The sequence below is a fragment of the Clavibacter michiganensis subsp. insidiosus genome (assembly GCF_002240565.1).
GTDB classification, from domain to species: domain Bacteria; phylum Actinomycetota; class Actinomycetes; order Actinomycetales; family Microbacteriaceae; genus Clavibacter; species Clavibacter insidiosus.
The window spans coordinates 1-25446 of record NZ_MZMO01000002.1 but is presented as its reverse complement, the minus strand read 5'-3'; the positions used below and the strand labels follow the sequence as shown (position 1 = coordinate 25446).

The following is a 25446-nucleotide window of genomic DNA, read 5'->3' as shown; positions in this document are numbered from 1 at the left end:
CCCGAGCCGGACTGGGGCGACGATGCGCCGCCTCTGGACGATCACGACGCGCCCCCGCCACCCGAGGACGAGGGCATGCCGTCTGCGGACGAGTCGACCGGCGAGGTGGTCGACGCGGGGGAGCAGAAGGCACCACCGCGGCCGAAGAAGCCGAAGAAGGACGACCGGACGCTGTTCCTGGAGTGGGTCGCACTGCAGCTGAGCCGTGTCGAGGCGTTCGGGGTGCCGGTGGGGCAGAAGCCGGGGTGGTGCCCGGAGTGGTGGAAGCACCCGGAAGTCGTCGAGCGGTTCTACGTGTCCTGGAAGGGCTACCTCGAGGCGACGAAGCGCATGACGGACGATCGGCTCGCGCAGTCGGCGTGGTGGGTGCAGCACTGGGACCACCACGCACGCATCATCTTCGACAAGACCTACGGCCCCTTCCGGGCCTGCAACGCCGCGGGGCACCTCGCCGACAACAACGGCGAGCCGCTCACGATCGCCCCGGAGATGCCGCCCGAGGACGTCCCCCTCATCTGACGCGGGCACGACGAAGGCCGGGCACCCCGTGGGTGCCCGGCCTTCTCCGTGCCCGCGTCAGCGCTCCATGCCGTCGTCACCGCGCGAGATCTCCGGTGCCGCCGGCTGGTCCGTCCACGAGCTGTCGGCACGCGTGTCAGTGGAGCGCTCGTCGGGGTCGATGCCGGCCGCCTGGAGCATCTCGCGCTCCTGGAGCTCACGACCGGTGTACTGGTCGGCGTCGCTCTGTCCGGCGGCGTCGATCTCGGCGGATTCGGTCCGCGCGGCGTCGCGGCCGTCCGAAGTGATCGCCGCGGAATCGGTCTCCGCCTCGGTGCTGCTGGCCGCGGCTGCGCCGAGGGCGGCGCCCGCCTGGACGCCGGCAGCCTCCTGCTGCTGCTCGGCTTCGGGGCGTCCATAGCGAGCCGCGAGCCGGTCGGCGCGCTCCTGCTCGCGGGCGGCGGCCTGCTCCGCCTTCTCCCGCTCCCGATCGGCCTTCCGCTGCGCCTCGCGGGCCGCGTGCTCGCGCTCGCGCTCGGCTCTCCGCTGCGCCTCCTGCTGCTCGCGGCGACGCTCGTCAGCGGCGCGCTGGATCTGCCGGGTGACTTCCGAGGTGACGGTCTGACCGACCCGGCCCACGTGCCGGCCGACGTGCTCGAGTGCCTCGTCGATGGGATCGCTCATGGTGATTCCTTCCTGTTCGGTGGTGGGGGACGCCGTGGCCACGGGATTGGTCGCGGCCGCGGGTGCGATCTCGACGGTGGACGCCTGCGGAGTGGCCGCCGCGGCGAGCTCTGTGGCCGCGGCCGTAGCCGTGGCCACGACCGCGGGAGCCTGCTGCGCGGCCGCGGCCGCGATCGCAGGCATGACCACGGGCCGGCCGAGGGTGGCGCGGACGGCGTCAACGCGGTTGGTGAAGTGGGCCGCGTACCGCTGGCGAGCGTCGAGCGAGATCGGCGCCGCGGTGAGGAGCAGGGATGCCTTGTGCATGGCGGTGACGCGCTTCTGCAGCCGGTCGGCGATCTCGTTCCCGCGCAGCGTCGCCGGGATCGCCTGCGGCTCGGCGGGGTCGACGCGGTACTTGGCGCGGAGGACGTCGACCTCGGCGGCGAGCTGGTGCCAGGCGATCATCCGCTTGGGGTGCGAGGGGACGGCGCCGAGCGCGTCGGTCCAGGCGGGGCGCTCGACGGCGAGGGCGGCGCCGCGTTCCTTGAGGCGGACGCCGATGTAGTGGTGGCGCTCCTGCAGGTGCTCGCGCCAGTCCTCGGGCACCAGGTCGTTGTCCTGCAGGCGGGCGTCGGCGATCCAGGCGGCGACGCCGTCGACGTCGGGCAGGTCCATGACGGAGCGCCTCGGGGCGTCGATCTTCTCGAGGGCGCGTTCGATGCGCCAGGACAGCACCGCCGGCACATCGTCGGCCGTGCCGAGCTCACGCTGCTCGTACGCCACGCGGAGGGTCTCGACGGGGCTGAACCCGTAGTCCTCGGCGTGCCGGAGCGCGGCCGCGACGGCACCCCAACTCTCCTGCGACTGCAGGGTGGTGGCGAGGCTGGTCCCGAGGGCGACCTCGGCGATCCGGCCGTAGCGGATCTCGCCGGCGCGCTCGGCGACGTCGGCGTGCTGGTCGATGAGGGTGACCAGGTCGTCGACCCGGTCCTGCTCGGCGCGGATGGTCTCATGCGCGGAGAGCATCGCGTCGGAGCGGGCGCCGATCTGCTCGAGCGCGTCGTCGACGGCGCCGCCGTCGGCGACCTCGAGGTAGAGGCGGTTGGACTGCTTGCCGCGGGTGAGGCCGGTGTACGCGGTCTCGCGGGTCATGCTCTCGTCGCCCAGGACGTGGCTGGTGTCGGCGGTGAGGCCCTGGGAGCGGCTGATGGTGCGGGCGTAGCCGAGCTCGACGTGCTCGCGCACGTAGCCGGCGGGCAGCGTGACCGGGGCCTGGTGGTCGCGGTGGACGACGTCGAGGGATCCGTCGGCGCCGATGCGGGTGACCTGCCAGAGGTCGCCGTTCTTGACCCGGTCGCGGCCGTTCTGGATCCGCAGGGAGGACTCGTTGCGGCGGGTGGCGACGACGTCGCCGACGTGGGCGGAGAGGTCGTCGCGGAGCTTCACCGAGTGGGTGCCGGTGACGGTGCCGGCGGCGATGCGGTGGGCCTGCGCGCGGGCGTTGAGCTCGGTGACGGTGGCACCGGTGGGAGCGAGCATCAGCGAGCGAAGACCGGCATCGGTGTCGGTCTGCCAGCCGGCGAACACGGCGTCGGTCATCCGGTCGACGTCGCCGCCGATGACGCGTCCGTTGGCCTGGTACCAGGCGAACGGGTCCCCGGGGCGCAGCGGGTCGCGCAGATGCAGGGAGGCCTCTGCTTCGTCGGCGTCCTGGAACCGGTGGACGTGCTCGAGACGCACGGACCCCACCTCGCGGTCGATCAGGCGCAGCGCCCCACCGGCCTCGACAGCCGAGAGCTGGCGGTCGTCGCCGATGAGGCGCACGTGCGCCCCGTACTCGCGGGCGATGGTGTGCAGGGCGGCGAGGCGCTGCGTGCCGGCCATGCCTGCCTCGTCGACGACCAGGACGTCGCCGGCGCGGATCTCATACTTCTCGGGCAGCTCCGCCTGCGCGTGGGCGGTCAGGAACCCGTGGATGGTGGTCGCCTCAATGCCGACCGCCTCGGCGATCACGGACGCAGCGGGGGCGGAGGGGGCGAGGCCGATCATGCGGCAGCCGCCGTCCTCGAGCGCAGTCGCAGCCAGGCGCAGCGCGGTCGTCTTGCCGGCGCCGGCGGGGCCGATGCCGACCACGAGCTCACGGTCCGACGTCGCGAACTCGCGCGCGAGATCCCGTTGGCCAGCGTCGAGCGGACCGGTGTGCTGGGCAGCCGTGCGCTCGAACGTCTCCCGGCTCACGGGGGAGACGGTGCGGGTGCGGGCGGCGTCGAGGAGCTGGTCCTCGGCGTCGAGGATCCGCGTCGACGTGAACAGGGTCTTGCCCTTGTGGTCGTAGATGCTCGACCCGTCCGACCGCGTGAGCGGAGTGAACGCGCCATGCGGGGACGGGGGAGTGAGCGTCACCGATCCACCCAGGGCGGCGCGAGTGACCTTCTGCACGAGCGGTTCCGCGATGCGCTGGTTGGGGATCAGGGCGGCGAGGTGCCGGCGGGCTTCGGCCTCGATGACGTGCGCGCCCCACACCGCGTGATGCTCTTCCACCGTGCGGAGCACCTGCGCCGTGACCTCGTCGACGTCGACGCTCACGGCGGCCTTGACGCTTCGCGCGAGGTCGCGCGCAGCGGAGACGAGGCCGGCGGCGCGGTCGGCGCCGACGCGGGCGACGGCGGCCTCGTGGATCGCCTGCGGAGAGCGGACGTGGTCCTTCTGCGGCCGCGTCTCCAACGTCGCCTGCTGCGCGATCGCGATGAGCGTCTTCGCGTCCGGTGCACGCCCGTGGTCGCGCTGGTACTCCTCCGTCAGCCGCGCGGTCGCCGTGCGGATGGAGGCGGAGCGGGAGGAGAACGTGTCGATCAGATCCGGGTCGACGCCCGCGATCTCCATCACCGGCCGCTTACCGGGGGAGGGGACCCGGGCGGTCGTCGTGACGCCGAGCCGACGGCACACCTCGGACATCACGGCGGCGTTGTAGAACTCCGACGCGGGCACGTTCATGCGGTGCAGGAGCTTGGAGTCGATGGTGCGCCACTTGCCGTCCACGCCCTTGACCTTGTTCGCGACCACGACGTGGTCGTGCAGCTGCGGGTCGCCGTTGCGCGAGTCGTAGTGGCGGAACACGGTCGCCGCGATGCCGCCTTCCACCTCGATCTGCGCGACCCCGTTGGTGCCGGCGCGGGTCGCGATGGCCTCGCGCTCGAGGTAGCCGATCGTGTCACGCACAGCCTGCTCCTGCGCGGCCTCGATGGCCTTCCGGGTCTCAGTGTCGCCGAGTGCCCAGAGCACGGAGACGCTCTTAGACGGGGAGCACACGAGGTCGAACCCGGCGACCGCGGTCTGGTCGGGGCGGGTGGCGGCGGTGATGAACTTCCCGAGCTCCTCCTTGTCCGCCGGCTCCCGCCCCTTCGCGTCGCGGAACGCCTGAGCCCCCTCGCGGGCGCGGATGAGGCGGCGTTCCTCGGCGTCGGGCTCGTGGCCGCTGAGGCGCTGAAACGTGTCGTAGCCGGCTTGGATCCGCCCCTGCAGAGTGGCGGGTCCTGCACGGTAGGCGTAGTAGGAGCGGCCGAGCTTGGCGCGCTGCTGCGCCTCCTTCGCGGATGCTCCTTCGGCGAGGGCGTCGGCGATGATGCGGTCCGCGTCCGGGTGCAGCCCTTCGCCGTAGAGGGCCTTCATCTGTTCCTCGGTGACCGTCCCCGAGACGCCGAGGACGTCGGCCCCGCGACCCATCCACCGTCCGGGAGGGTTGCCGTCGACGGTGTAGTAGTCGCCGAGCTCACGGTCCCGGTCGCGCTTCGCGTCGCCGGTGGCGACCTCGCTCGTGTAGTAGGTGTACCCGTCCCCGGCGGAGAGGACGTGCATCGTCATCATGAGAGGCGTCGCCGGATGCACCCGTGATGCAGCCGGCGCCGCGTGGCGTCGACCGTGCTCATGGGTGGGGATCCCCGGGAGTGAGCGGCACCCGGGGCAGATCCCAGATCAGCGCCGGGTCGACGCCGGCAACCTCGAAGTGCGTGCGGCGGTCGTCGCCGTAGGAGATCTCGGATGCGACGCCGACGAGCTCACGCAGTCCGGACATGAGGGACGACGCGTACCTCTCGTGGGCTAGCTCGTCCGCGGTTCGGAAGGTGGGCACGTCCATGCCCGAGACCTGCCCATCCGATCCGAGTACCGCGTTGATGACGTCGACGTGGACATGCAGGGCCGGCTTCCCCTGACGGTCGAAGTAGTGCAGAAACGCGCACCCCGCGATGGGGGAGGCCACGTCGATCTGTGCGACGCCGCGAGCACCACGGCGAGCGAACACCCACGACGAGTCGAGCATCTGCAACGTGTCGTCGACGGCGCGGAGAACTGTCTCCGTGAGCAGTACACGGATCTCCTCCGACTGTGTGGCCCAGAGGACGGACACCGATCGAGGGACGTCGAACGTGAGCTCCAGGAGCGCCGGCGACGCGGTGACGGTGTCAGTCGCGCGAGCCGCGATGTCGCGAAACTGCGACGGTGACACCGGCGTGGACGGGTCAACGCCGGCCGGCGTTCTACCAATCCAGGTGCCGTCACTTTCACCTGCGAGCGGCGTGGGACACCCCTGGGCGAACCCGGAGAGAGTCAGCGATCGCATCTGAAACATGGGTCGAGCGTACCTCATTCATTTATAATGCCTGAGGTGTGACGCATCTGGGAGTGGAGCGACGAGTGAGGAACGAGCGAGGAGTGGAAGGAGCAGAGGTGGCCGGGAACGGAGGCGGAGACGTAGCGCAGCGGAGTTGGAGGCGGAGTGAGCGCGGTAGACGGGCGAAGACCGCCAGGCGGGCATGGAGCGACGAGGAACGAGGAGCGACGTGCCCCGCCGCAGGGGTCGCCGGCCGTCACCGATCGCGCGCAGCGCAGTCAGACAGCGCGACCGTGGGAGCTCCGCCCGCCGCCGCTGTTGGGCGTTAGGATTCCTGCCGACCGGGGGCGGAACAGCTCGCGGCGCGATGACGGGATGGAGACGGCATGGCGGAGGTTCGGAAGTCAGGGAAGGCGTCGGCCGCGCGGAAGGCGGCACGCGAGCGAGCGACGGAGCAGGCGGCGGAGTTCCGCCGTCGAGAGGCCGCGCTCGAGGAGCTGGCGGTGGACTACTTCGTCGCCGTCGACGCCATCGACGTGATCGAGGCGGAGACGGCTCGGCAGATCGCGGAGATCCGCGCGCGCGCCGATGCGGAGACGTCGACGGCGCGTAGTGAGGCAACGGGTGTGATGACACGGATGCTGGCCGAGGGAATCACTCGGAGCGAGGTCGCCAAGCGCCTCGGCATCGCCGTCCGGGACGTCGCGAAGGCGCCCGCCGGCCCCGGCGGCACCGCCGGGGTGAGCGCCGGGCAGCCGACGGATCACGGCGCGACGAGCGACGCAGCGGAACACGTGGCCGAGCCTGCGTTCGCGCAGTAGGCGTTAGGTTCGGGTCCCGATCACCAGAGCATCGGCTGGTCCGGGTCGATGCCATTCAGGGCGCGGTGGATGAGCGTGGGATCCCAGCCGTGATCGCGGACCGCGTCGCGGAGCGCCCGTGAGCGGCGGACACGCTCGGCCCGGGGGAGGCCCCGGTAGTGCACGGCCGTCCATTGGTTGACGTGGCGGCCCTTCTGCGCCCGGTCGAGCATGTTCTGCCGGTGGGTGCCCGGCGTCGCGTGCGAGCGCCGCGGGTCCGGATCGACGTGCACGCAGATGGGCACGTCGCATGCGTGCAGGAGCAGCGTCCTCGATGGCAGAGCGACACCCGTCATCTCCTGGTACGCGTACCGCTGCGGGCGAACCGCCCGCTGGCGGCCGCCAGAAACGGGCAGCCAGAAACGGCCGTAGCCGTCATCGGAGACGGCGCCGGTCCAGATCCAGCAGTCGTCGGGATCCGGGCCCTTGACGACGTGACGCCAGAACCGCTCCTGCGCGGAGATCTTCACAACGGCCGTCCCCATCGTGCCGCCTGAGGCGTGGACGGACCTGTCGCGTTCTGGGAGCCGGAGAGCATCGCGGAACTGAGCGCTCGTGCGCGCGCGGGCCGCACCTCATCTCCATGCAAGGCAAGGCCGCGCGACGCGTGGGCGCGGCAGCACGACGCAGAGACCGGCCTCCTGCGCGACGTCTGGACGACGCGCAGGCGGCCGGGCCCGGGGCGCTCAGCGTTCGAGGGGGTCATCGCCGCGGGTACGCTGCACCTCGGGCTGCAGCATCATCGCTTGCGAACTTGGTACGGGCTGCGCGGCCCGCTCGTCCGGGTTGATGCCGGCCGCGCGAAGCATCTCTCGCTCGGCGAACTCGCGCGGGCTGTACATCGTCGAGGGCAACTGCGTTGCGCTCTCCTCGCTCCGAACCGTTGCCATGCCGTCCGTAGGACGCAGCTCGTGCGAGTCACCACGAGCCTCGTCGGGAACGACGTAGTCGACCACCTCACGCAGGTGCTCGGGCAGATCAGGGGCGCTGGGAGTCCCGAACTGGCCCTCGAGCACGGTCGCCAACGCCTCGCGCAGGTCCGGACGCTCTGGCACCTCACCCCACATTGCGATGAGCCCGCCGAGAAAGGCGAAGCGGCCGTCGGTGTCACCCGAGGCTTCGCGAGTGGCGTCGATGGCCTCGAGCAGCGTCGTTCGCTGCTCTGCGGTGAGCATCGGCAGTCCGCGACCGTCGCGGGCAGGCTCGACCGCCTCGGCAGATGCTTCACCGGGCAGAACCTCTGCGACCAGATCGTGCAGGTGATCGGGGACATCGCGGGCGCCCTCGGTCCAGAGCTGGCCCTCGAACACGGTCACGAGCGCGTCGCGCAGATCCGCACGCTGCGGCAGCTCGCTGTGCCGCTCGACGTACTCGGCGACAGCCGCGAATCGGCCGTCGGCGTCACCTGACGCCTCGCCGATCTCCCGGATGCCGTCGAGCACAGTCGTCCGCTGCTCCGCAGTCAGCATCAGTAGATCGCCGTAGGTACGACCTGCACCAACGACTGCAGTGGGGCTCGCGTCGCCACGCTCGATCAGCTGCGCAGCGACCGCACGCGCACACTCGTACGCCTCGTCGACGTGACGGGCCTCGGGGGTGAACTGCACCCAGCGCTCTCCGTCCTCGTCGTGCACGAACTCCTCATCGGCGGCGAGTCCCGCCTCCCTCTGCACCTCTGGCACGAACGCAGGCGAGGCGAGGACGGCATCGAGGTCGCCGCCGGCGCCGGCCACAAGGTCGGCGCCGAACGGCGGGGCGAACCACGGATCTACCTGGCCGCCGGCGGACGCATAGGCCCGGTCCAGCTGCTCCGAGTGTCGGGTCAGTGCGGCCTGCGCGGCCGCGCCGCGCGCTGCGTGCGCAGCAGAGTCGTCACCGGAGACGCCGAAGGTCAGCGCGTTGGCGAGCTCCGCGAGGGATCGGTCGATGGTGCTCATGATGCTCCGTTCGTTAGTAGCCGGCGGCAGGCGGACCCGTCAAGGTCGGGGCGGTCGCGTGGTCAGTTGCAGGTGGTCAGGGTGTGGTCGATCGCGTCGCGGGCGGCGGCGGCGGGACGAACGGTGCGATCTCACGCTCGCTGGTCTCGGCCTTGCGCCGGTCACGGGCGAGACGATCCTTGTCGCGTGCTCGAAGCTCGTACAGCTCCGCGAGGGCTGCTGCGAGGGCCTTCCCGTCGTTGTCGTTCGCACCCCCGTGGATCAGGCGCTCGAGTGCGCCGTCGAGGTCGTACTCGTCTGGGCTCCACGGGGCGTAGCCGACCCACATCTGATTGCCGCACCCACTGCAGTCCGACAGGCCATTGAGGGTGCCGCCGGGCTCGTCCGGGATGCAGCTTGGTGCTACTGCGCACGTCCAGAGTTCGTCGTCCCCGTACGAGGGCTGGGTGGTCGTCATGGCTGTTTCTCCGCTTCTCACGTGCTCAATGGCAGGTGTTGAGGGTGTGGTCGATCGCGGCGCGGTCGGCGTCGTCGATCGTGAGCGAGTAGGCGTGGAGCACGTACGCGAAGCGGGTGACGTAGAGGCAGTCGTAGCCGGCGGCCGGCGGGAGCCAGGTCGCGGGGCCCTGGTCGGACTTGGCCTCGTTGGTGGGGCCATCGACGGCCTGGAGGTTGTTGAAGTCGGTCGCGAACTTCTCGCGCCGGTCGGCCGTCCAGGTGGCGGCGCCGTGCTGCCACGCCCAGCCGAGGGGCACGAGGTGGTCGATCTGCACGGCCGCGCTCGTGGCCTTTCCGCGGGTGAAGTCGATGCTGCGGCCCGTGTAGACGTCGGCGAGGTGCCCGGTAGCCACGGTGCAGCCGGGATCCGTCTTCGTGTACGTGACCGCCGTGAGGTCGCGGGCCAGGACGTCGTTCCGCTGGTCGCACCCGTTGTGGTCGGTGTCGGCCCAGGACGGCCCGTACGCGGCCCGGTCGTAGTTGGGCGTCCTCGCGTGCGTGTCAGCGGGGAGCGCGTCGACGAGGGTCCGTACCGCGGTCGCGTCGACCGTCCCTCCGTGGACGAGGCCGGCGGAGGTGAGAGCGTCGACGACAGGGCCACTCGAGGCGGCCGCCGGTGCCCCGCTCGCTGCTGGCGTCGTCTCATCTGCCTTCACGTCGGGGGACACGAAGTCGACGGCGTAGTAGCCGGCCGCGAGAGTGCCGAGGCCCACCACCAGAGCAGCGAGGAGGTACAGGCGACGTGCGCGGGCCCTCACAGGGCGTCCCGGCACGAGTTCGCGGCGGAGCTGGCGACGTCGATGATCTCGACCACCAGTTCACGGATCCGCAGGTCACCGGTCAGCCCCGGGCCCTCGAGGGTCTCGGCGACCATGAGGTCGATGTCGCGGGCGTCGCTGTTGCGCTCGAGCGCTTCGGTGACCCACCGGACCGCGGTGGCGTGGTCGTGGGCTGCATCGGTCCAGCCGCCGGCCCCGGGGTCCGGCGCTGGGTCGACAGCATGCGCTGCGACGTCTTGGTCCAGAAGGGTCTCGACGGCCCCGCACAGGGCGCCCTGCACAGGGAATAAGCCGATCCAGGAAGCGTTCATCACGGCCCACTCCTTGGCGGGTGCCATCTCGCTGGCGGCGTCGTCCGCGGGCTGCCCGTTCTCGATGGCGTGTCGGGCGGCGCTCCTGGCGGTCTCGTAGGCGCCGTAGACGTCGATGACGAGCTGCGTGTCCTCGTCCGTGTCGGGTGTGCTGTCCTCATCGCTTCCGGTCAGTGAGTCGAGCATCTCTACGCCGCACTCGGGGTCGTGGACGCGGTGCGTCGGGCGACGGTGACGTCCTGGCCGAAGAAGCTGGCGCCGATCTCGTCGACGAACACCTTGTGCTGCAGGATCGCGCCCTTGTCGCCCTGGAACTCGCGCACCGTGTACGCGCCGCTGAACGTGACGCGGATGTTGCCGCAGGCCTTCGCGGTCGCAACGAGGGCGACAGCTTGGGTGCCGCTGACGGCGAGCTCGTACCGGATCGGCGGGCCCTGGACCCAGGTCCCGTTGTCGTCCTGGTACCGGTCGTTCACGATGACGGCGGCGTAGGTGTACGGGCCCTTGGGTCCCTGGCGGAGGTCGGGCGTGCCGGCGAGGTTGCCGGTTCGGCTGATGTGGCTCATGGTGCGGCTCCTGTTCGTGGGGGTAGTGCCGGACGGTGCGGTGGACGGTGCAGCCGCCGGGGTCGAGGGCGTCGACGTCGTGGCGGGAGTGCTGGGGGTGCTGGGGGTGCTGGAGGTGCTGGGGGTGCTGGGGGTGCTGGGGGTGCTGGGGGTCACGTGCCGCGATGCGGGGTCGATTCCCCAGGATCGGAGGGCGTCGTCGACGGTGATGGGCTGCGCGGCCTCCCACGCGGCTCGGCGTCGCTCCTCCAGCTCCTCGCGGGTGACGATGGCCCGGTTCTGCGGGCGACGCTCGTCGCCGTAGGCGGCGCGGTAGTACCGGTCGGCGAGATCCTCCATGGCGGCTCGGCCCTCGATGATTCCGATCTCGCGGCCGAGGTCGAATGCGAGCTCCTGCTCGGATGACAGCTTCTGCGTATCCATCACAACGTCTCCTTGAGAAGAGATTCTTACTGGCAGCTATCGCACTGGAGAAGGTCCATCGGGTCGACCGGAACGACATATTCGTCGACGGTCGAGGTGCCGACGGCCTGTGCGAGGTTCTGGTCGTTGGCGCTGGTGGTGTTCATCGGAGCTCCGTTCTCGTCGTTGCCGCTGCGGTTGCTTTCCATATATAGAACAATACGGCATCGGGGGCATCGAAGGCAATACTTTGGGGCATTGTTTTTTGGGAATCTGGTGTATTTCCCACGTGCTTGAAATGCATATCGGGCTCTCCGCGAGCGAGCTTCGTGGTTCATTCCCGCGGCGTATTAGATAGTGCGTTGCGTGGTACAGGGGACTGTTGTGCGGGCATGCCGCGCATGAATCTGGGACCGACGTGGGGACTGTGGTCGGTGACATTGGGGGGTGAATGACTGCGGGAGGGCTGGATATCCATCAGCGCTCTAGTCCGGTGCTTTCGACAACGGACGGCCGCTTTCGAGGAGCCTGCTGCGCACTTCTCACCAGGTCGTCGCTGCCCGCCGCGGAGCGGCTACCCGCCCTCTCGCCGGCGTGCGCCGGGCGGCAAGCATGGGTCCGCGCGACGTAGCCGGAACCGCGGCCCTCCCGGCCGGCCCAACCGGACCGGCCGGTGGCCCCGGTCACGCGGCGGCGGGGGTGTCGTGGGGGTCGTCCGGGTCGAGGACGGCGGCGATGTGGTGTGCGGCGGCGAGGACGCGGGTAGCGGTGTTCTTGACGAGTTCGGGGTCGCAGTCGGCCCATTCGGCGATGTAGCCGATGCTGTAGGCGCTGGTGTCGAAGCCGAGCATCCCGGCCACGACGTAGGCGACGGACTCGGCCTCGGTCTCGTGGGTCCCGCGGTGCTCCCAGTACCCGGCCAGGTCGTCGGTGTGGCCGAGGACGACATGGGCGGTCTCGTGGATGAGGGTCTTGGCGGCTTGCTCGGGGGCGACGTCGACCTCGACGACGACGGATCGGTCGCTGGGGCGGGCGTAGCCCTTCCTCTCGCCGTCGAGGTGCTTGCGGGCGACCGTCCAGCCCTCGGCGGCGAGGAACGCCGTCAGGGCGTCGATCACGCCGTGATCGGTGGTGCCGGTGAGGTCGTGCACGAGCTCGGCGTCCTCCACGCCGTCGACAGGATCCGTCTGACTCACGTCGAAGACCGAGAGGATAGGGAACCGGGGGATGCGGCGTTCGGTCTCCTCGCCCTGCGCGTCTTCCTCGGTGATCTTCTTCTGGCTGTACCCGAATATGCGGATGGCCTTTTCGCCCTTGCGCACTTGGCGGCCGCGGGCCTGCCACTGCCGGAATCCCGCGACGGCGCGGGCGTGGGGGCACTGCTGCATGATGAGGAGCAGATTCCCGATGCTGTACTGGTGGAAGTCGCGCACACGGTCGAGGTAGCGGCGCCATTCGTTAGTGTCGCGCAGCGCGTCGATCTGGGCCGCGATACTCGCGTGCAGCGCCTCGGCCTGGGCCTTGCGTTCCTCGGGGCTCTTCCGCGGGGCCGTGGTCTTACGGGGTGCGGCGGTGCTGGTAGTCATATCGTTCTTCCTCTCCTCCTCGTTCTTTTGCCGTGAAGGCGCTTGTCGCCTTCTAGGGAGGTCGGGTGGAGTGCAACCCGGTAGGGCGGTGGGGGAGAGAGTTTCGGGGCGAAATAAGGGAGCTTGCGACCGCGTCCCGAAAGTCTCGGAGGAGCCGGCGGCGCAGCCGCTTGCGCTCCGGCCGGCCGACCGCATACTGCCGAAGGCTTCACGGCATAAGAACGGGCCCGCAGGGTCCGTGGCTGTGCCGCGCAGCGGCTCCGATGGAGCGCAGCGACCAGCGCGGCCGAGCCGCGCGCGGCGGCGCGCGGCGCACCATGGCTCCTCCACAGGGCGGCGTCGACGGGGGGAGTGCCCAGCGTCGACGCCGGGGGCTGCCGGCGGTATGGGCGGCCGTATGGTCATCGGCGTGGACTACCTGATGACGGACGATCAGGTGCAGCGGATCCGCGAGGAGCCGGTGCACGTGGCGTACCGCGGCCTCGCGCTCGTGGTGCAGGCGTCGGGGCGGGTGTCCCGGCTCGAGCAGTTCGAGCGGTACGACCGGCACGCGGAGCTCGAGGTGGTGCATGGCGACGACGTCGTGGCGTACATCGCCCGCGACTCCGAGGACCAACGGCTGTTCTTCACCGCGCGGATGTTCGACGTCGGCCTGCTCGGGTGGGGGACGCGCACGCTCATGGATGGCATCGCCGCAGTCCTGGGGGAGCGGGAGTGAGCCGCCCGGCCGCGCCGCGTCCGCGGGGTGACCGCGCGGGCCTTCTGAGGCGCGGTGCGCCGTCGACGGGGGAGCGCGAGGGGATCGCCCCTCGCCGGCCGCCCGCGGCGGCCGTGGTGCTCGTGGTGCCCGGCGGGGCGGGGCGCTCCCGAGTGGGAGCGCCCCGCTGCGGCTACGCGGCCTCGGCCGGGTCGGGCTCCGGATCCTCCTCGGCGGGATCCACGTTGACGGGCTCGGGGCCGTCGTCGTCGGTGACCGTGTCCACTTCGGCAGCGTCCGTGTCCGTTTCCGCGGCCTCAGTGTCCACCTCGGCATCGTCGGCAGCGTCGTCCGCGTCGCGCGCGGCGCGGCGCTTCTCATCGGTGTCGACGATGAGCTGCTCGACCTCGCTCAGCGTGTACCCCCACGCCGCGAGCTGGCGGAGGTACTCGGCGACCTCGGGGCGGGCGCTCCGCCACGAGTCGCGACTGAGCGACGCCTCGATGCCGCCGAGGACGACGGCGAGGGCCACGTGCTGCGCCTTCGTGAGCGTCGCCGCGGCGAGCTTGCCGAGGGCGTCGCCGTGGTAGCCGTACTCCTGCTGGATGCCGAAGAACTCGTGCGCGAGCGGGCTGCCCTCCTGGACGGCGCGGCCGCCCCGCAAAGTAGTTACCACGCTCGTTGACGACATCGACGGCACGCAGATCGAAGAGGGCCAGGGTGAGACCGTCCCGTTCGCGCTCGACGGCGTGAACTACGAGATCGACCTCAGCGACGACAACGCGGCCAAGCTGCGCACTGCGCTCGAGGACTACGTCGACAAGGGCCGCCGCGTCGGCCGCGTCGGCCGCGCGACTGCCGGCAAGGGCGCACCGCGCCGCTCCGCCGGTTCGGCTCCGAAGCAGGATCTCAGCGCCGCGCGCGAGTGGCTGCGCGAGCACGGCCACAAGGTCTCCGAGCGCGGCCGCATCTCCGCGGACCTGCTCGAGGAGTACCGCGCGAACAGCTAGAGCAAGCTGCACGCACGAGAGGGCCGACCCGGCACGGGTCGGCCCTCTCGTCGTTGCCGGCGTGGACGATGGAGTCGCCCAACGAGCAGTCCGGGCAGCTGTTCGTGAAGCTCGCCTCCCGGCTCCCCGGCACGGTCGTTGCTCCCGTGGAGGACGCGACTCGGCCGATCGACGATCCACGGAGATACCGCACTCCGCCGACGTGGTGAGGACCGGCCGCACTGCGCGGCTTGCCCGTTAGGGCGTCGGTACGTCGGTCGCGGTGAGGGTTCGGCGGGCCGAGACGGTGGCGTGGACATTGCCCGCGATAGCGACCGCGATGCCGCGCTGAAAGACCTGCCCGTACGTGTCGCTGATGTCGAGTCGGTAGAGGTAGCGGGCCCGGCTCCGGGTCACGTTCCCTCGCACGTGCGCATCCGCAGGATCTGCCGTGAAGACAAACACCGCGCGACGCGGAAGGGCGAACGGCCGATCCGACCGCTGCATGCAGGACCGCAAACGGCACCGGCGCTGCTCGAGGACAACCCTGTCCCCGACGTCCCAGAGCTGCGACGTGAGATGCCAGACCACCGCCGTGGTTGGCGACAGCGCGTCTGGTGCGCGGTGATAGCCCTGCGCGACCGCGGCAATGGGGACAGTGATGAGACCTAGCCCGAAGGTGATGACAGCGCTGACACCCGCGAGCGTTGTCGCACCGATGAGCAGCGCGACCTCTGCCACAAGGAGCGTCACAGGCAGCACGAACAGGTAGCTCAGAAACACCACGAGCCCACGGCGTCCGTTGGTCGTCGCCTTCGCCTGCTCAAACCACGCTCGCACGCCTGCTGCCCTCACTCTCTTCGATGCCAGATCGCCCGCGGTGAAGTCGTCACGTCGGACCCGAACGAGAACCACTGGCCGCAACCCGTCACATCCTTCGCGGCTCGCCAGGGTCAGCACGGTAGCCATGACCAGGCGAGGGCTCGCGGTCACGATGCCACAGCACCCGCCGCCTCCTGAGCGCACCCCACACAGTTCATGGGCGCGGGTTCGTGGAGCGCAGCGGAACGAAGCCGCGGCGCCTCGATGCGCGACTCGACCTCCTCGATCACGACTCGACATTGGACGCGGCCGATGTTGCGCGGGCGGCCGCCCGGCCGCGTTTCTCAGCCCGCGACGCGGTGCAGGTCGTCCTTGTGTCGGTCGAGGTACTCGTCGATCGCATCCCTGATCACATCTGATGCGTACTTGCGGTGATGCGCGATACGCAGCTGCTCCAGGCGGTCCTTGCGGTCCTTGGGGACGCGAACACGGATGGTTGGCGTGTGCTCGCCATCCGGCGCCGCGCCACCCAGCTTCGGCCGGCCGATTGCCTTTGCGACGGCTGCTTCGCTGCCGAGCGCGTCGAGGAGCAGCTGCGCCCCGATCTCGGCCGCGTCGGCGCCATGCGCGCTGTCGCCGGGCAGCGTCGCACCCGTCGACGTCTCCTCGATTGCCGCCATGCGGTCGTAGCGGTCCTGGTCCTTCTTCGAGAGTGTCACTTCTCCTCCTCCATCAGCTTTCGGTAGTACGAGCCGAGCTCCATCACGTGGTAGACCACGAATCCGCCGGGCTTGAGCTCCACGAGCACTTCAACGAGTCGATCCGTCTGCGGATGCGGCGGGCCAACGAAGACCCGCCGCTGGCTACGCGGGTCGCCCTCATTCACCTTCACCTGTGTGGAGCTCCACACTGCGTTCTTGATCGCATGCAGCGCGTCGGGCTCAGGGATGTGGTGCTTGCCTGCGCTGCGCGTGAAGTCGATGCCCATGTGTCTATTGTGCCACAGAACACCCCTCTGTGCCACTTCTGTGCCACACAACTATAGGGCGATGACGCCGAGCGCGATGCGCCCGAGCACGAGGATTGCGTCTCATCGAGGGATCCCTACCCGGACCACTTCGGTGTCGAGTGTCGGTCGCGGAATCATGCGTCTCAGATAGGTGGTCCGGCGACTGTTCCGGTGAGGGGGCCCCACCTGAGACACTTGACCTATGGCTGGACAACTCATCGGATACGCCCGCGTCTCCACGGACGCGCAAGACGTCACCGCGCAGCGGGACGGCCTCATGGCCCTCGGCGTCGACGAAGATCGCATCTACGTCGATCACGGTCTGACGGGCCGCAACCGTGACCGCCCGGCACTACGGGAAGCCCTCGCCGCGTGCTGGGAGGGCGACACGTTCGTGGTCACAAAGCTCGACCGGCTCGGCCGGTCGATGGTCGACTTGCGGAACATCGGCGCCGAGCTCACAGCGAAGGGCGCCGTCATGAGCATCGGTGGCTCGATCCACGATCCGACAGATCCCCTCCGCAACTTCTTGTTCAACAGCCTCGCGATGTTCGCCGAGTTCGAGTCCGACATGATCAGCGCCCGCACCAAGGAGGGCATGAAGGTCGCAGCCAAGAAGGGCAAGCTCAAGGGCGGCAAGCCCAAGCTCTCCCCCGCCGCCGAACGGCACCTCGTCGCGCTGTACCGGGCCGGCGATCACTCGATCAGTGAGCTGTGCGACCTGTTCTCGATCGGCCGCGCCACCGTCTACCGCGCAGTGGACCGACACCCCGTCGAAGACGCATCCGCGCTAGCGCTTCCCCGCGCGGAAGAAGTGACCCCCTGATGCCATGGACCGGCTTGCAGCTGCTGTACGCAGCGATGGAGCTCGTGGGCATGCTGCTGACCCTTGGCGGTCTCATCGCCATCTCCCGTGGGGCCAAAGTGCGGTACCTCGACGCTCGCGAGAAACTTGCCCGAGCCCTAGAACTTAACGAGGAGGAAGAAACCGCCAAAGCACGCGAGCCTGGTCGTAAGCGAGAGATCATTGCTGAGTTCCAAGCACACCACCTAGCCAATGGGCTACCTCGGCGGGCTGGTTACGGAGAGTCGTTCCAGCCCGGGTACGAGACGGAGAGCGTCATGCGGGTGCTGGGTGCGGGGGCTGGCCGAGACCTCGTGATCGCGAGTATCGGGCTGGTCCTGTCGGGTACGGCGGGAGTGCTCGCCACTCTGTTCCCAGCGAACTAGCCACACTCCCTGGGCCTCGAAGAGAGGAACCAACTGCTGGGGGTGCGCGATTCGAGTACCGCACGTGCGTCGGTATCGCGAATGACGACGCGCGGAGATATGGTGGAATCACTCGCGTCAACAGGCGCTGAATCCGCTTGGGGAGGAAATTAGATGGCCCGCAAAGTAGTGACCACGCTCGTTGACGACATCGACGGCACGCAGATCGAAGAGGGCCAGGGCGAGACCGTTCCGTTCGCGCTCGACGGCGTCAACTACGAGATCGACCTCACCGACGACAACGCGGCGAAGCTGCGCACCTCGCTCGAGGAGTACGTCGACAAGGGCCGCCGCGTCGGACGTGCGACGACCGGGAAGGGCGCACCGCGCCGCTCTGCCGGTTCGGCCCCGAAGCAGGACCTCAGCGCCGCGCGGGAGTGGCTGCGCGAGCACGGCCACAAGGTCTCCGAGCGCGGCCGCATCTCCGCGGACCTGCTCGAGGAGTACCGCGCCGCTACGAGCTAGCGCCACCAGGACGCACGAGAGGGCCGACCCGGCATGGGTCGGCCCTCTCGTCGTTGGTGGGTCAGCCAGCGCCTGGCTCCTTGAGGAGGACGCTCAAATTAGACTTCGTCGACGCGGAGCGGTAGGCGCCTGTGGGCCGTGGTTGCGGGACACTCGCGGCCGCGGTGTTCCGCGGAGCGCTTCGACCGCTCGCGGGACGTCCCACAACCCAAGGCTTGCGGGACTGCGACCACGCGACGAAGGCGTGAGAGGACTTCTCACGTAGGGCTGTGCACAGATACGTCTGCTTCCGAGTTTGAATGCGGAAGATCCTCCCCTCAGTGCTAGTACCCGAGGAGACCCATGCGCATCGAGCACATCCCCACAACGTCCGGGCGAAGGGGCACAGAGGGAATGACTCTCGTGCACGACCGACACTTGATGCGGCTGCTGTACGCAAGAGACGCGTGCGGCTCCGAGGTCACTGCCATCCCGAAGTCACTCACGCCCGCTCCTGTGAGTGCGGCCCTTCCCGCCGACGACGCGGCACTCCTCGTCCACGAGCTCTCCGTCCGTTGGATCGAGTCATTGGAGTGGGCGATCGCGTCGCCCTCTCGCGAGGCCCTTGTCTCCAGGTTCTTCGAGACCGGAGACCTCGGCCCGATGGCGCGCGCGATCCCCCCAGTGCTCGCGACCCCGACCCCCGGGGAGGCATGGATTGACACAGAGGCCCGCGACGCGTGGATCGAAGCTGCAGACGAGGCCGTGATCCGCGACTGGACCGTGCAGTCGGCCGATCGACTGAACGCCCGGGCGGCTGCGCGTGCGCGCGGGCTCGCCGTTGTCCTCGTACTTCCCATCGCGGCCCCGTCGCTCCCACTGCCGGGAACAGGGGGCATGCTGGTCTCCGATTTCGTTTACATGAGCGACAAGCACATGGCCGCCGCCCTGGACTGCTACGCGTAACGCCTCGCTGCACGCTCCCGCGACAGACGCCCAGACCGCCAGGAACCCCCGGGCTGGTCTGAAGTGCCAGAGCACGACCCACAAGGCGTCTCACAAAACAAGGGATGCAGGACACAAACGACGATGGCCCTGGGACATGTCCCAGGGCCATCGCCGTGCGTGAGCGCATGAGTGCGCTTCGCTGTCCCGGTGTTCTACCGGACGCGCAGATCAGGCGGCGATGCGCCCGATGCTGCTGGTGCTACTTGCGACCCGAACCGTTGCGGGTCCGATCGGCCTGGACGTATCCCATGCCGGGGCGCGGCGTGGGAGACAGGGGCTCGCCACGGGTGACGGTGCGCTCCTGCCCGGTGTCGCCTCCACGAGGCCCGACGAGCGCGTACTGGCCGGAGCTGGGGGCGATGTTGCCGGAGTGCAGCGGGGGCTTAGTTGCCATGGTGCGGTCTCGGCCGACCACTCCCGCTGCGAGACGTACCCCGACGGGGTCGTCGCGTAGCGGGCTAGGATCAAGAGGTTCCCTAGATAAGAACTCTGGACCCCGTGTAGCCGGCCACCCTCGAGGTGGCTACGTGCCACTCGGGGTCTTTCTTTGTCTCATCGTAGTCGACCCACCCACTGGAAGGGGCGAAAAATGCGATTTGAGGCACGATTGCATCACGGGTGGGTGTAGTTGACCCGTAGTTGACAGTTGGCGCTTAGAAGTCGATCTGAGGCCAACGTGCCCCCTCTGAGCGAATAGATCCATACCCCTACCGCGTGGATCCGCCTCTAGGAGATCACGGGTTCGAAGTAGCGGTGATGCACGGATGCACCACCGTCGAACTCGTGTCCGACGTGGTCGCGGCGCACGCTGCCCGGACAAGTGTCGGCGCGTGGGTGGCTAGCGTGGGGGAGTGCCCCCCTCCGCCTTCCGTGCCTTCCTCGACGAGTCAACGGCGAGCCGGGGCGAAGAGCGGCAGGAGTACCTGGTCTGCGCGGCGCTCATCGACGAGGCGGACTGCGACAGCATTCGCGAGCAGCTGCGGCCGCTGCTGCTGCCGGGCCAGATCAAGCTCCACTGGACGGATGAGAGCGACCGGCGCCATCGCGACATCGTGTCTCGCATCGTCGAGCTCGGGCCCATGAACATCGTCGTCTCCCACCTCGACACGTACCGAAAGAAGGTCGAGCGGTACCGGCGCAAGAGCCTCGAGACGCTCTATCACGAGCTCGTCACGATGGAGACGTTCGACTTGACCCTGGAGTGCCGGTCCGACGGCCAGGACAAGGCGGACCGGGCCCACATCGTGGGGTTGCAGGCCCAGGGGCTTGACCGGCGGCTCCGCATCGGCCACCAGCGCGGCGGAGACGAGCCGTTGCTGTGGATCGCAGACGCCGTCCTGGGATCCATCAACGCCGCCCACCTCGGCAACACGGATCACTACGACGAGCTCCGGTCGACGCTGCTCATCGAGGCGCGCACGACGGACTCGCTGGACCCTTAAAAAGCGAAAGACCCTAGATCCAGTCGTCCGGCTGGGGTTCCAAGGTCTTCTTCCTGACCCGTCGTAACGGGAGGCGTGTCAAAGCTATGACATCCAAGAACGATGAGCAAGACGATCAGCAAAACGCACAGCAAGACGAAGAGCAAGACGAAGAGCAAGACCCTCCCCAAGACGTCTACCGTCGCACGCCCAGCGACCGACGCTCGGGGCGCCTCCCCTCTTCCGGCCGACGGTCGGTGGCCTCTCGTGCGCTCGTTGAGGAGCGCGGCCGGACGCTCCCACCCGATCAAATCGACGGAGGAGAGCACCCGGTGAGCAAGGTGAAGAGCAAGCTCGACGGCATCGACAGCCTCGTGCGCGACGTCGGCGCGCACCCGTGGGCGCATCTCGAGGCCGGCTACTGGCGGATCCAGGTCGAGGACCGGCCCACGCTCGGGTACGTGATGCGCGTCCGCGCGCAGCTCGGGGACCCGTTCACGTTCGAGGTCTACGCCGACGCCCGCAACGACCAGGGCCAGCGGATCTGGATCCGCCGCGAGCACTCGTTGAACACGGCCGTGGCGTGGATGGTGCAGCACAGCGCCGAGCTGATCGCGTTCGCGGCGCGAGCGCGCTCAGGCAGCCGGGGGCCGGCGGAGACGACGGCCGCGGAACATGCCTCCGCCGACGTCGACCAGGCCCGGGAGCTCAGCCATGTAGAGCGCGGCCAGCTCGGGTGACGCGGCCGTCGCGTGGATCGTCACGCGCCGGGCGTCCGCGACGGGCAGCAGCTCGGGCAGGAGGCGGGCGCGCAGCGCGCGGCCGCGGCCCGTTCCTGGTGCCGCCGCGATGTGGTCGCCGATGTGCCACCCGGTGCGGGTCCCGAACAGCGCGAGCACGACGTCGCGCTCGGGGCTGAGGTAGTACCGCGTCCACGGGCAGGTGACGAGAACGACCTGGAGCACGACGACGAGCGGGCTGAGCACCCACCACGCGACAGCGAGGTAGAGCGCCACGACGCGCGCAACGCCCCGGGAGTGCTGGAACCCGTGCCAGAAGCCACGGCGCATCCACCACGCGATCCGCAAAGCGTCCACGACGCCCGCGCGCGGCAGCCCCTCGATCGCCGGGGGCACGGTCGAGACCGTCGCCATCACCGGACCCTCCGGTGCGTCAAGAGCACGAGCCGAGCGTGTGGTCGATCGTGGTGCGGTCGACATCGTCGATCATGAGCTCGTGCATGCCCAGAAGGTACGCGAATCGGGTGATGTACATGCAGTCATAGGCGACAGCCGGTGGCAGCCAGGTCCCCGACCCCTGGTCCGACTTCGCCTAGTTCGCCGGCCCACCGAAGGCCTGGAGGTTGTTGAAGGCGGTCGCGAGCTGCCCGCGATGAGCGGCGTCCAGCCGCCTGTCGACCTTCCCTCTCCGAGGGCGATTTGAGTCGCCGATAACCTTTATTATGTCATATGCGGGCTGTGCGGGCTCTGGCGGCCGCTCCCTGGCGAGGGGTCTCGTGGGCTGCCGGCCGGCAAAAGTGCTCAAGTCCACTGCCCATCCTCGAGTTCGTCTCACCGGGTCACGAGCCCTCGCCACTGCCCGAGGCGGCAGAAGCCCCGCTCGATGACGTACCGCTTCTCGTACTCGACCGTGTCGAAACTGTTGGACCGGCCGCTGCGGATCCGCGTCGCGCGACCCCGGCGTTAGCGGGACACGGAGGGCTGGGGAATGGTTCCCTCGCCGTTCTCCCTCTGGGCTACCGTTCCCGTCACGCTGCCCGCCACCGTCTTCCTAGAGGAAGGTCACCATGACCGCACCACTGCCCCTGTCCGCGATGTCGACCGTCCCCGTCCGACGCGCTCGGCATGCACTCGCCGTACTCGGCGCGCTCTGCCTGATCGCCGTCGCACCCTTGACGGTAGCGCCCGCGGCGAACGCAGCCGACACGACCACAGCATCCGTTACGACGGTCAGCGCCGCACCGGCACCGCCCCTGGAGGCGTCCGCCATCAACCTGGGGCCCTACCAGAACTCGTACTCGGGTCTGCGCGTCTGCGGCTGGTACAACTCCAACAGCCGGTCGCAGAAGGAAGATCCCGAGTGGATCGGCTCGGGCCTCGCCGTGGTGGTCCGGAAGGACGGCGGGAGCACCTGCGACGCGAAGCTCGATTACATGAGGAAGTACTACGGATCCGCTTTCGCCGGATCCACCGCTGTGCACTCGTATCGCATGATCACCTGCGAGGACTTCGCTCGCCTGACGAACTACGAGACGGACCCGAAGAAGCAGGTGAGCCCCTGCGACGAGATGATGTCGAGCGTCAACGGCATCTACCGGATCTTCTCCTTCTGGGACGCGGTCCACCCGCAAGCGCGGACGTCCGTCCAATTCTGGCACTGGTGATCCGGTCGCAGCACTGAACAGGGAGGGGGCTCGCCGGACAATGACTGGCGAGCCCCCTTCGCGTCCATGGGACTGGCCATAGTGTGACTTCCCGCAGTGGATTTGCCCCCTCCCCGAATACACAAGCCAAATAAGGCCCCGTCATACTGACGGGACCTTTGCACATGCAGGATGAAGCATGGGATGCGGCCGCTTGAGTCCGATTAGCACCGACACATCTAGCCGACCCTCTCGAAGCGTCAGAGGCTAGCTGATAATATTTATTATTTCGTACGCGGCCTGGCCAGAGAGCGGTTGTCTCGGAATTCGAGCGCAGATGAGGCAAGCTTTCAGGCGGATCAGCGAAGCGTTGGCCCTGGTCCCGCCGACGAGGCAGAGCGCACCGGCGGTCGGAGTCGATGGGGCGGAGATGATGACGACGACCATCGGGCCGATGGTGCCGCCGAATGAGGACTCGTTGAGCTTGGTCGTCACGCATACCTGTCTCGCAACCGACGCTGAACAGTCCCATCTAAGCACTCCCTTGTGGGCCACGGTTGCGGACATGCGCGGCCGCGGTGCTATGCGGCAAGCTCTGAGCGGTTGTGGGACGTCCCACAACCCATGGCATGCGGGACTGCGCCCACGCGACGAAGGCGTGAGAGGACTTCTCACGTAGGGCTGTGCACAGATACGTCTGCTTCCGAGTTTGAGTGCGGAAGATCCTCCCCTCAGTGCTAGTACCCGAGGAGACCCATGCGCATCGAGCACATCCCCACAACGTCCGGGCGAAGGGCACAGAGGGAATGACTCTCGTGCACGACCGACACTTGATGCGGCTGCTGTACGCAAGAGACGCGTGCGGCTCCGAGGTCACTGCCATCCCGAAGTCACTCACGCCCGCTCCTGTGAGTGCGGCCCTTCCCGCCGACGACGCGGCACTCCTCGTCCACGAGCTCTCCGTCCGTTGGATCGAGTCATTGGAGTGGGCGATCGCGTCGCCCTCTCGCGAGGCCCTTGTCTCCAGGTTCTTCGAGACCGGGGACCTCGGCCCGATGGCGCGCGCGATCCCCCCAGTGCTCGCGACCCCGACCCCCGGGGAGGCATGGATTGACACAGAGGCCCGCGACGCGTGGATCGAAGCTGCAGACGAGGCCGTGATCCGCGACTGGACCGTGCAGTCGGCCGATCGACTGAACGCCCGGGCGGCTGCGCGTGCGCGCGGGCTCGCCGTTGTCCTCGTACTTCCCATCGCGGCCCCGTCGCTCCCACTGCCGGGAACAGGGGCATGCTGGTCTCCGATTTCGTTTACATGAGCGACAAGCACATGGCCGCCGCCCTGGACTGCTACGCGTAACGCCTCGCTGCACGCTCCCGCGACAGACGCCCAGACCGCCAGGAACCCCCGGGCTGGTCTGAAGTGCCAGAGCACGACCCGCGAGGCGTCTCACAAGACAAGGCTTGCGGGACACCCGCTAGAAGCGGGGATGCGAGCGCCGCGGGGCCCGACGCGGCGTGACGCTCCGTCGTGCGACATGGGGTCCGGTAGAGCGTGACGCGTCGTCGTGCAGCACGGCACTACCTGTGCTACTCGCGCGCGCAGCGCGTAGAGAGAGAGGAACATCCCGTCGTCGGCAACATTCGCGGTCTGACATTGCCGAGCTTGTTGAAATTCTTGATCGCATCCTTGAGTTCACTAGTGAACTTGAACAAGCTTTTTCACTAAGCGGAACATCCGTTGTCACGCTACGTTGACACCGCTCCATAGCGGCCGCGTCACGCTTGTAGTCGCGTCGTGGACGTCGGCGCCGACGACGGCGCCGCGCACTTGACGACTCGCGAAGCACGGCGCCGTGAGCTTGAGTGTCGACACGACGTGCGGCATGGATGTTGGTGCGGATCCTAAGCAGGTGTAGTTGACGCGTGCACTCTGCACGCCCCGCGGGCGAGACCCCGACGCCACGTCGGCCTTCTCGAACCAACACCTCGCATGCGTAAGGGATTCGATGGTACGATCGAGCCGTACCGGTTCATCGAGAGGAGTCCAATGCCCTGGGAGGTATACGCCAAGGGGTCAGCGCTGCGCCGACAACGCCCTCTGTGACGATCCAGAAGCGCGGCTTGATGTCCATCAACCGTGCCGCCTACGAGGCGATCGGCAAGCCCGAAGGGTCGAACTCCTCTGGGATCCGGAGCGGAAGCTCATCGGCTTCCGACCGGCACCGCTCACCAATCAGAACGCTTACCCCGTGCGGACACAGGTCACCAACCCCGAGAAGGCGGACAAGGGCCCGTGGCTGATTGCCGGCACCCGCTTCACGCAGTACATCGGCATGGACACGACGGACGCGTATCGGTGACCCCCACCGTCGAGGACGGGATGCTCATGATCGACACGAGCCAGCCAGGCGCGAAGGCCGTCAGCAACCGCAACAAGGCAGCTGAGGACGCGAAGGCACGAGAGAGCGCAAGCGAGGACGCGAGCGCCACCTAAAAGACTCTGGCCTGGTTTCGGGTGCAACCGAAACCAGGCCAGCACCGGGCCCAGAGGGCCGGATGCGACTCAGTAGTCAACATCCAGCATAGGGGGACCAACCTCCGAAAGCACCCTCTGGACCCTTCCTCCCAAGAGAAGGGGCCGCCATGGCCACCGTTCGAAATCACTACCAGATCACCGGCCCCGTGCCGTTCA

28 protein-coding genes are annotated in these 25446 nt (G+C 68.7%); 11 read left to right on the top strand and 17 right to left on the bottom strand.

Annotated features, from left to right (window positions below; genetic code table 11):
* Positions 1 to 75: 75 nt before the first annotated feature.
* The gene (locus B5P21_RS15760) at positions 76 to 519 is read left to right on the top strand and encodes a DUF4913 domain-containing protein (RefSeq protein WP_094171458.1); all 444 of its coding nucleotides are present in this window, start codon (positions 76 to 78) and stop codon (positions 517 to 519) included.
* Positions 520 to 576: 57 nt separating this feature from the next.
* Here B5P21_RS15760 and mobF read toward each other — a convergent pair whose 3' ends face one another.
* Together mobF and B5P21_RS15750 are read right to left on the bottom strand one after the other, a co-directional pair.
* Complete coding sequence (gene mobF, locus B5P21_RS15755) at positions 577 to 5019, bottom strand: MobF family relaxase (protein ID WP_246865341.1); 4443 nt, start codon at positions 5017 to 5019, stop codon at positions 577 to 579.
* A 67-nt stretch (positions 5020 to 5086) separates the two neighbouring features.
* Positions 5087 to 5791, bottom strand: coding sequence for a relaxase domain-containing protein (locus B5P21_RS15750; RefSeq protein ID WP_246865340.1), 705 nt, complete (start codon positions 5789 to 5791; stop codon positions 5087 to 5089).
* Positions 5792 to 6276: 485 nt separating this feature from the next.
* Between B5P21_RS15750 and B5P21_RS15745 the strand changes: the two genes are divergently transcribed.
* Complete coding sequence (locus B5P21_RS15745) at positions 6277 to 6594, top strand: hypothetical protein (protein ID WP_246865339.1); 318 nt, start codon at positions 6277 to 6279, stop codon at positions 6592 to 6594.
* A 20-nt stretch (positions 6595 to 6614) separates the two neighbouring features.
* Here the strand turns inward: B5P21_RS15745 and B5P21_RS15740 are convergent, their stop codons facing one another.
* The 8 genes from B5P21_RS15740 to B5P21_RS15710 form a co-directional block, all read right to left on the bottom strand.
* Positions 6615 to 7118: a hypothetical protein gene (locus B5P21_RS15740; RefSeq protein ID WP_045530874.1), complete on the bottom strand. Its 504-nt coding sequence runs from the start codon at positions 7116 to 7118 to the stop codon at positions 6615 to 6617.
* A 201-nt stretch (positions 7119 to 7319) separates the two neighbouring features.
* On the bottom strand, positions 7320 to 8570 hold the full coding sequence (locus tag B5P21_RS15735) for a hypothetical protein (protein WP_052663291.1): 1251 nt from the start codon (positions 8568 to 8570) through the stop codon (positions 7320 to 7322).
* Positions 8571 to 8646: 76 nt separating this feature from the next.
* Positions 8647 to 9027, bottom strand: a complete 381-nt coding sequence (locus B5P21_RS15730; protein WP_133064208.1) for a hypothetical protein — start codon at positions 9025 to 9027, stop codon at positions 8647 to 8649.
* A gap of 25 nt (positions 9028 to 9052) precedes the next feature.
* Positions 9053 to 9826, bottom strand: coding sequence for an HNH endonuclease family protein (locus B5P21_RS15725; RefSeq protein ID WP_045530870.1), 774 nt, complete (start codon positions 9824 to 9826; stop codon positions 9053 to 9055).
* Positions 9823 to 10344 (bottom strand): hypothetical protein, encoded by a 522-nt coding sequence (locus B5P21_RS15720; RefSeq protein ID WP_045530868.1) that lies wholly within the window; start codon positions 10342 to 10344, stop codon positions 9823 to 9825. The genes B5P21_RS15725 and B5P21_RS15720 overlap by 4 nt, the downstream gene beginning before the upstream one ends.
* Positions 10345 to 10346: 2 nt before the next feature.
* Complete coding sequence (locus B5P21_RS17430) at positions 10347 to 11147, bottom strand: single stranded DNA-binding domain-containing protein (RefSeq protein WP_246865338.1); 801 nt, start codon at positions 11145 to 11147, stop codon at positions 10347 to 10349.
* Positions 11148 to 11173: 26 nt separating this feature from the next.
* A complete protein-coding gene (locus B5P21_RS16935) occupies positions 11174 to 11335 on the bottom strand; it encodes a hypothetical protein (RefSeq protein ID WP_158385430.1) in 162 nt (53 codons plus the stop codon).
* A gap of 474 nt (positions 11336 to 11809) precedes the next feature.
* Complete coding sequence (locus B5P21_RS15710; RefSeq protein WP_094171453.1) at positions 11810 to 12712, bottom strand: ArdC-like ssDNA-binding domain-containing protein; 903 nt, start codon at positions 12710 to 12712, stop codon at positions 11810 to 11812.
* Positions 12713 to 13121: 409 nt separating this feature from the next.
* On the opposite strand from B5P21_RS15710, the gene B5P21_RS15705 reads away from it, so the two are divergent.
* Positions 13122 to 13430 carry a hypothetical protein gene (locus B5P21_RS15705; RefSeq protein ID WP_236688886.1) on the top strand — a complete coding sequence of 103 codons (309 nt, stop codon included), beginning with the start codon at positions 13122 to 13124 and terminating at the stop codon, positions 13428 to 13430.
* Positions 13431 to 13602: 172 nt separating this feature from the next.
* Here the strand turns inward: B5P21_RS15705 and B5P21_RS15700 are convergent, their stop codons facing one another.
* A complete protein-coding gene (locus B5P21_RS15700) occupies positions 13603 to 14100 on the bottom strand; it encodes a hypothetical protein (RefSeq protein WP_181390743.1) in 498 nt (165 codons plus the stop codon).
* Between B5P21_RS15700 and B5P21_RS15695 the strand changes: the two genes are divergently transcribed.
* Positions 14015 to 14419, top strand: a complete 405-nt coding sequence (locus B5P21_RS15695; RefSeq protein WP_094171452.1) for a histone-like nucleoid-structuring protein Lsr2 — start codon at positions 14015 to 14017, stop codon at positions 14417 to 14419. The genes B5P21_RS15700 and B5P21_RS15695 overlap by 86 nt on opposite strands.
* Before the next feature lie 237 nt (positions 14420 to 14656).
* Here B5P21_RS15695 and B5P21_RS15690 read toward each other — a convergent pair whose 3' ends face one another.
* From B5P21_RS15690 to B5P21_RS15680, 3 genes are all read right to left on the bottom strand, one after another.
* Positions 14657 to 15367, bottom strand: coding sequence for a hypothetical protein (locus B5P21_RS15690; RefSeq protein WP_133064207.1), 711 nt, complete (start codon positions 15365 to 15367; stop codon positions 14657 to 14659).
* Positions 15368 to 15564: 197 nt separating this feature from the next.
* The gene (locus tag B5P21_RS15685) at positions 15565 to 15939 is read right to left on the bottom strand and encodes a ribbon-helix-helix domain-containing protein (RefSeq protein WP_045530932.1); all 375 of its coding nucleotides are present in this window, start codon (positions 15937 to 15939) and stop codon (positions 15565 to 15567) included.
* Positions 15936 to 16208 (bottom strand): hypothetical protein, encoded by a 273-nt coding sequence (locus B5P21_RS15680; RefSeq protein WP_094171450.1) that lies wholly within the window; start codon positions 16206 to 16208, stop codon positions 15936 to 15938. The genes B5P21_RS15685 and B5P21_RS15680 overlap by 4 nt, the downstream gene beginning before the upstream one ends.
* A gap of 223 nt (positions 16209 to 16431) precedes the next feature.
* Between B5P21_RS15680 and B5P21_RS15675 the strand changes: the two genes are divergently transcribed.
* The 3 genes from B5P21_RS15675 (at position 16432) to B5P21_RS15660 (ending at position 18908) form a co-directional block, all read left to right on the top strand.
* A complete protein-coding gene (locus B5P21_RS15675; RefSeq protein WP_045530928.1) occupies positions 16432 to 17055 on the top strand; it encodes a recombinase family protein in 624 nt (207 codons plus the stop codon).
* A gap of 557 nt (positions 17056 to 17612) precedes the next feature.
* On the top strand, positions 17613 to 17963 hold the full coding sequence (locus tag B5P21_RS15665; protein ID WP_094171449.1) for a histone-like nucleoid-structuring protein Lsr2: 351 nt from the start codon (positions 17613 to 17615) through the stop codon (positions 17961 to 17963).
* Between the two features lie 342 nt (positions 17964 to 18305).
* Positions 18306 to 18908 (top strand): hypothetical protein, encoded by a 603-nt coding sequence (locus B5P21_RS15660; RefSeq protein ID WP_094171448.1) that lies wholly within the window; start codon positions 18306 to 18308, stop codon positions 18906 to 18908.
* 241 nt (positions 18909 to 19149) lie between these two features.
* Here the strand turns inward: B5P21_RS15660 and B5P21_RS15655 are convergent, their stop codons facing one another.
* Positions 19150 to 19344 (bottom strand): hypothetical protein, encoded by a 195-nt coding sequence (locus tag B5P21_RS15655; RefSeq protein WP_080939413.1) that lies wholly within the window; start codon positions 19342 to 19344, stop codon positions 19150 to 19152.
* A 457-nt stretch (positions 19345 to 19801) separates the two neighbouring features.
* Here B5P21_RS15655 and B5P21_RS15650 point away from each other — a divergent pair, with 457 nt between their 5' ends.
* Together B5P21_RS15650 and B5P21_RS15645 are read left to right on the top strand one after the other, a co-directional pair.
* A complete protein-coding gene (locus B5P21_RS15650) occupies positions 19802 to 20392 on the top strand; it encodes a hypothetical protein (protein WP_045530920.1) in 591 nt (196 codons plus the stop codon).
* A 311-nt stretch (positions 20393 to 20703) separates the two neighbouring features.
* A complete protein-coding gene (locus B5P21_RS15645) occupies positions 20704 to 21111 on the top strand; it encodes a hypothetical protein (protein WP_080939411.1) in 408 nt (135 codons plus the stop codon).
* Here the strand turns inward: B5P21_RS15645 and B5P21_RS15640 are convergent.
* Positions 21007 to 21525 (bottom strand): hypothetical protein, encoded by a 519-nt coding sequence (locus B5P21_RS15640; protein WP_094171447.1) that lies wholly within the window; start codon positions 21523 to 21525, stop codon positions 21007 to 21009. The two genes, B5P21_RS15645 and B5P21_RS15640, sit on opposite strands and share 105 nt — an antisense overlap.
* 653 nt (positions 21526 to 22178) lie before the next feature.
* On the opposite strand from B5P21_RS15640, the gene B5P21_RS15630 reads away from it, so the two are divergent.
* A complete protein-coding gene (locus B5P21_RS15630; protein ID WP_094171446.1) occupies positions 22179 to 22775 on the top strand; it encodes a hypothetical protein in 597 nt (198 codons plus the stop codon).
* A gap of 246 nt (positions 22776 to 23021) precedes the next feature.
* On the opposite strand, the gene B5P21_RS16635 is transcribed toward B5P21_RS15630, so the two are convergent.
* The gene (locus B5P21_RS16635; RefSeq protein WP_133064206.1) at positions 23022 to 23249 is read right to left on the bottom strand and encodes a hypothetical protein; all 228 of its coding nucleotides are present in this window, start codon (positions 23247 to 23249) and stop codon (positions 23022 to 23024) included.
* Between the two features lie 1861 nt (positions 23250 to 25110).
* Here B5P21_RS16635 and B5P21_RS16930 point away from each other — a divergent pair.
* Entirely contained in the window at positions 25111 to 25248 is a 138-nt protein-coding gene (locus B5P21_RS16930; RefSeq protein WP_165770629.1) for a hypothetical protein, read from the top strand.
* Positions 25249 to 25446 lie beyond the last annotated feature (198 nt).

Excerpts from the sequence above, each read along its gene's own strand:
- B5P21_RS15760 (WP_094171458.1), top strand. The coding sequence starts at position 76 with ATGCCGTCTGCGGACGAGTCGACCGGCGAGGTGGTCGACGCGGGGGAG.
- mobF (WP_246865341.1), bottom strand. The coding sequence starts at position 5,019 with ATGCACGTCCTCTCCGCCGGGGACGGGTACACCTACTACACGAGCGAG.
- B5P21_RS15750 (WP_246865340.1), bottom strand. The coding sequence starts at position 5,791 with ATGTTTCAGATGCGATCGCTGACTCTCTCCGGGTTCGCCCAGGGGTGT.
- B5P21_RS15740 (WP_045530874.1), bottom strand. The coding sequence starts at position 7,118 with ATGGGGACGGCCGTTGTGAAGATCTCCGCGCAGGAGCGGTTCTGGCGT.
- B5P21_RS15735 (WP_052663291.1), bottom strand. The coding sequence starts at position 8,570 with ATGAGCACCATCGACCGATCCCTCGCGGAGCTCGCCAACGCGCTGACC.
- B5P21_RS15730 (WP_133064208.1), bottom strand. The coding sequence starts at position 9,027 with ATGACGACCACCCAGCCCTCGTACGGGGACGACGAACTCTGGACGTGC.
- B5P21_RS15720 (WP_045530868.1), bottom strand. The coding sequence starts at position 10,344 with ATGCTCGACTCACTGACCGGAAGCGATGAGGACAGCACACCCGACACG.
- B5P21_RS17430 (WP_246865338.1), bottom strand. The coding sequence starts at position 11,147 with ATGGATACGCAGAAGCTGTCATCCGAGCAGGAGCTCGCATTCGACCTC.
- B5P21_RS16935 (WP_158385430.1), bottom strand. The coding sequence starts at position 11,335 with ATGGAAAGCAACCGCAGCGGCAACGACGAGAACGGAGCTCCGATGAAC.
- B5P21_RS15710 (WP_094171453.1), bottom strand. The coding sequence starts at position 12,712 with ATGACTACCAGCACCGCCGCACCCCGTAAGACCACGGCCCCGCGGAAG.
- B5P21_RS15695 (WP_094171452.1), top strand. The coding sequence starts at position 14,015 with ATGCCGAAGAACTCGTGCGCGAGCGGGCTGCCCTCCTGGACGGCGCGG.
- B5P21_RS15700 (WP_181390743.1), bottom strand. The coding sequence starts at position 14,100 with ATGTCGTCAACGAGCGTGGTAACTACTTTGCGGGGCGGCCGCGCCGTC.
- B5P21_RS15690 (WP_133064207.1), bottom strand. The coding sequence starts at position 15,367 with ATGGCTACCGTGCTGACCCTGGCGAGCCGCGAAGGATGTGACGGGTTG.
- B5P21_RS15680 (WP_094171450.1), bottom strand. The coding sequence starts at position 16,208 with ATGGGCATCGACTTCACGCGCAGCGCAGGCAAGCACCACATCCCTGAG.
- B5P21_RS15675 (WP_045530928.1), top strand. The coding sequence starts at position 16,432 with ATGGCTGGACAACTCATCGGATACGCCCGCGTCTCCACGGACGCGCAA.
- B5P21_RS15665 (WP_094171449.1), top strand. The coding sequence starts at position 17,613 with ATGGCCCGCAAAGTAGTGACCACGCTCGTTGACGACATCGACGGCACG.
- B5P21_RS15660 (WP_094171448.1), top strand. The coding sequence starts at position 18,306 with ATGCGCATCGAGCACATCCCCACAACGTCCGGGCGAAGGGGCACAGAG.
- B5P21_RS15655 (WP_080939413.1), bottom strand. The coding sequence starts at position 19,344 with ATGGCAACTAAGCCCCCGCTGCACTCCGGCAACATCGCCCCCAGCTCC.
- B5P21_RS15640 (WP_094171447.1), bottom strand. The coding sequence starts at position 21,525 with ATGGCGACGGTCTCGACCGTGCCCCCGGCGATCGAGGGGCTGCCGCGC.
- B5P21_RS15630 (WP_094171446.1), top strand. The coding sequence starts at position 22,179 with ATGACCGCACCACTGCCCCTGTCCGCGATGTCGACCGTCCCCGTCCGA.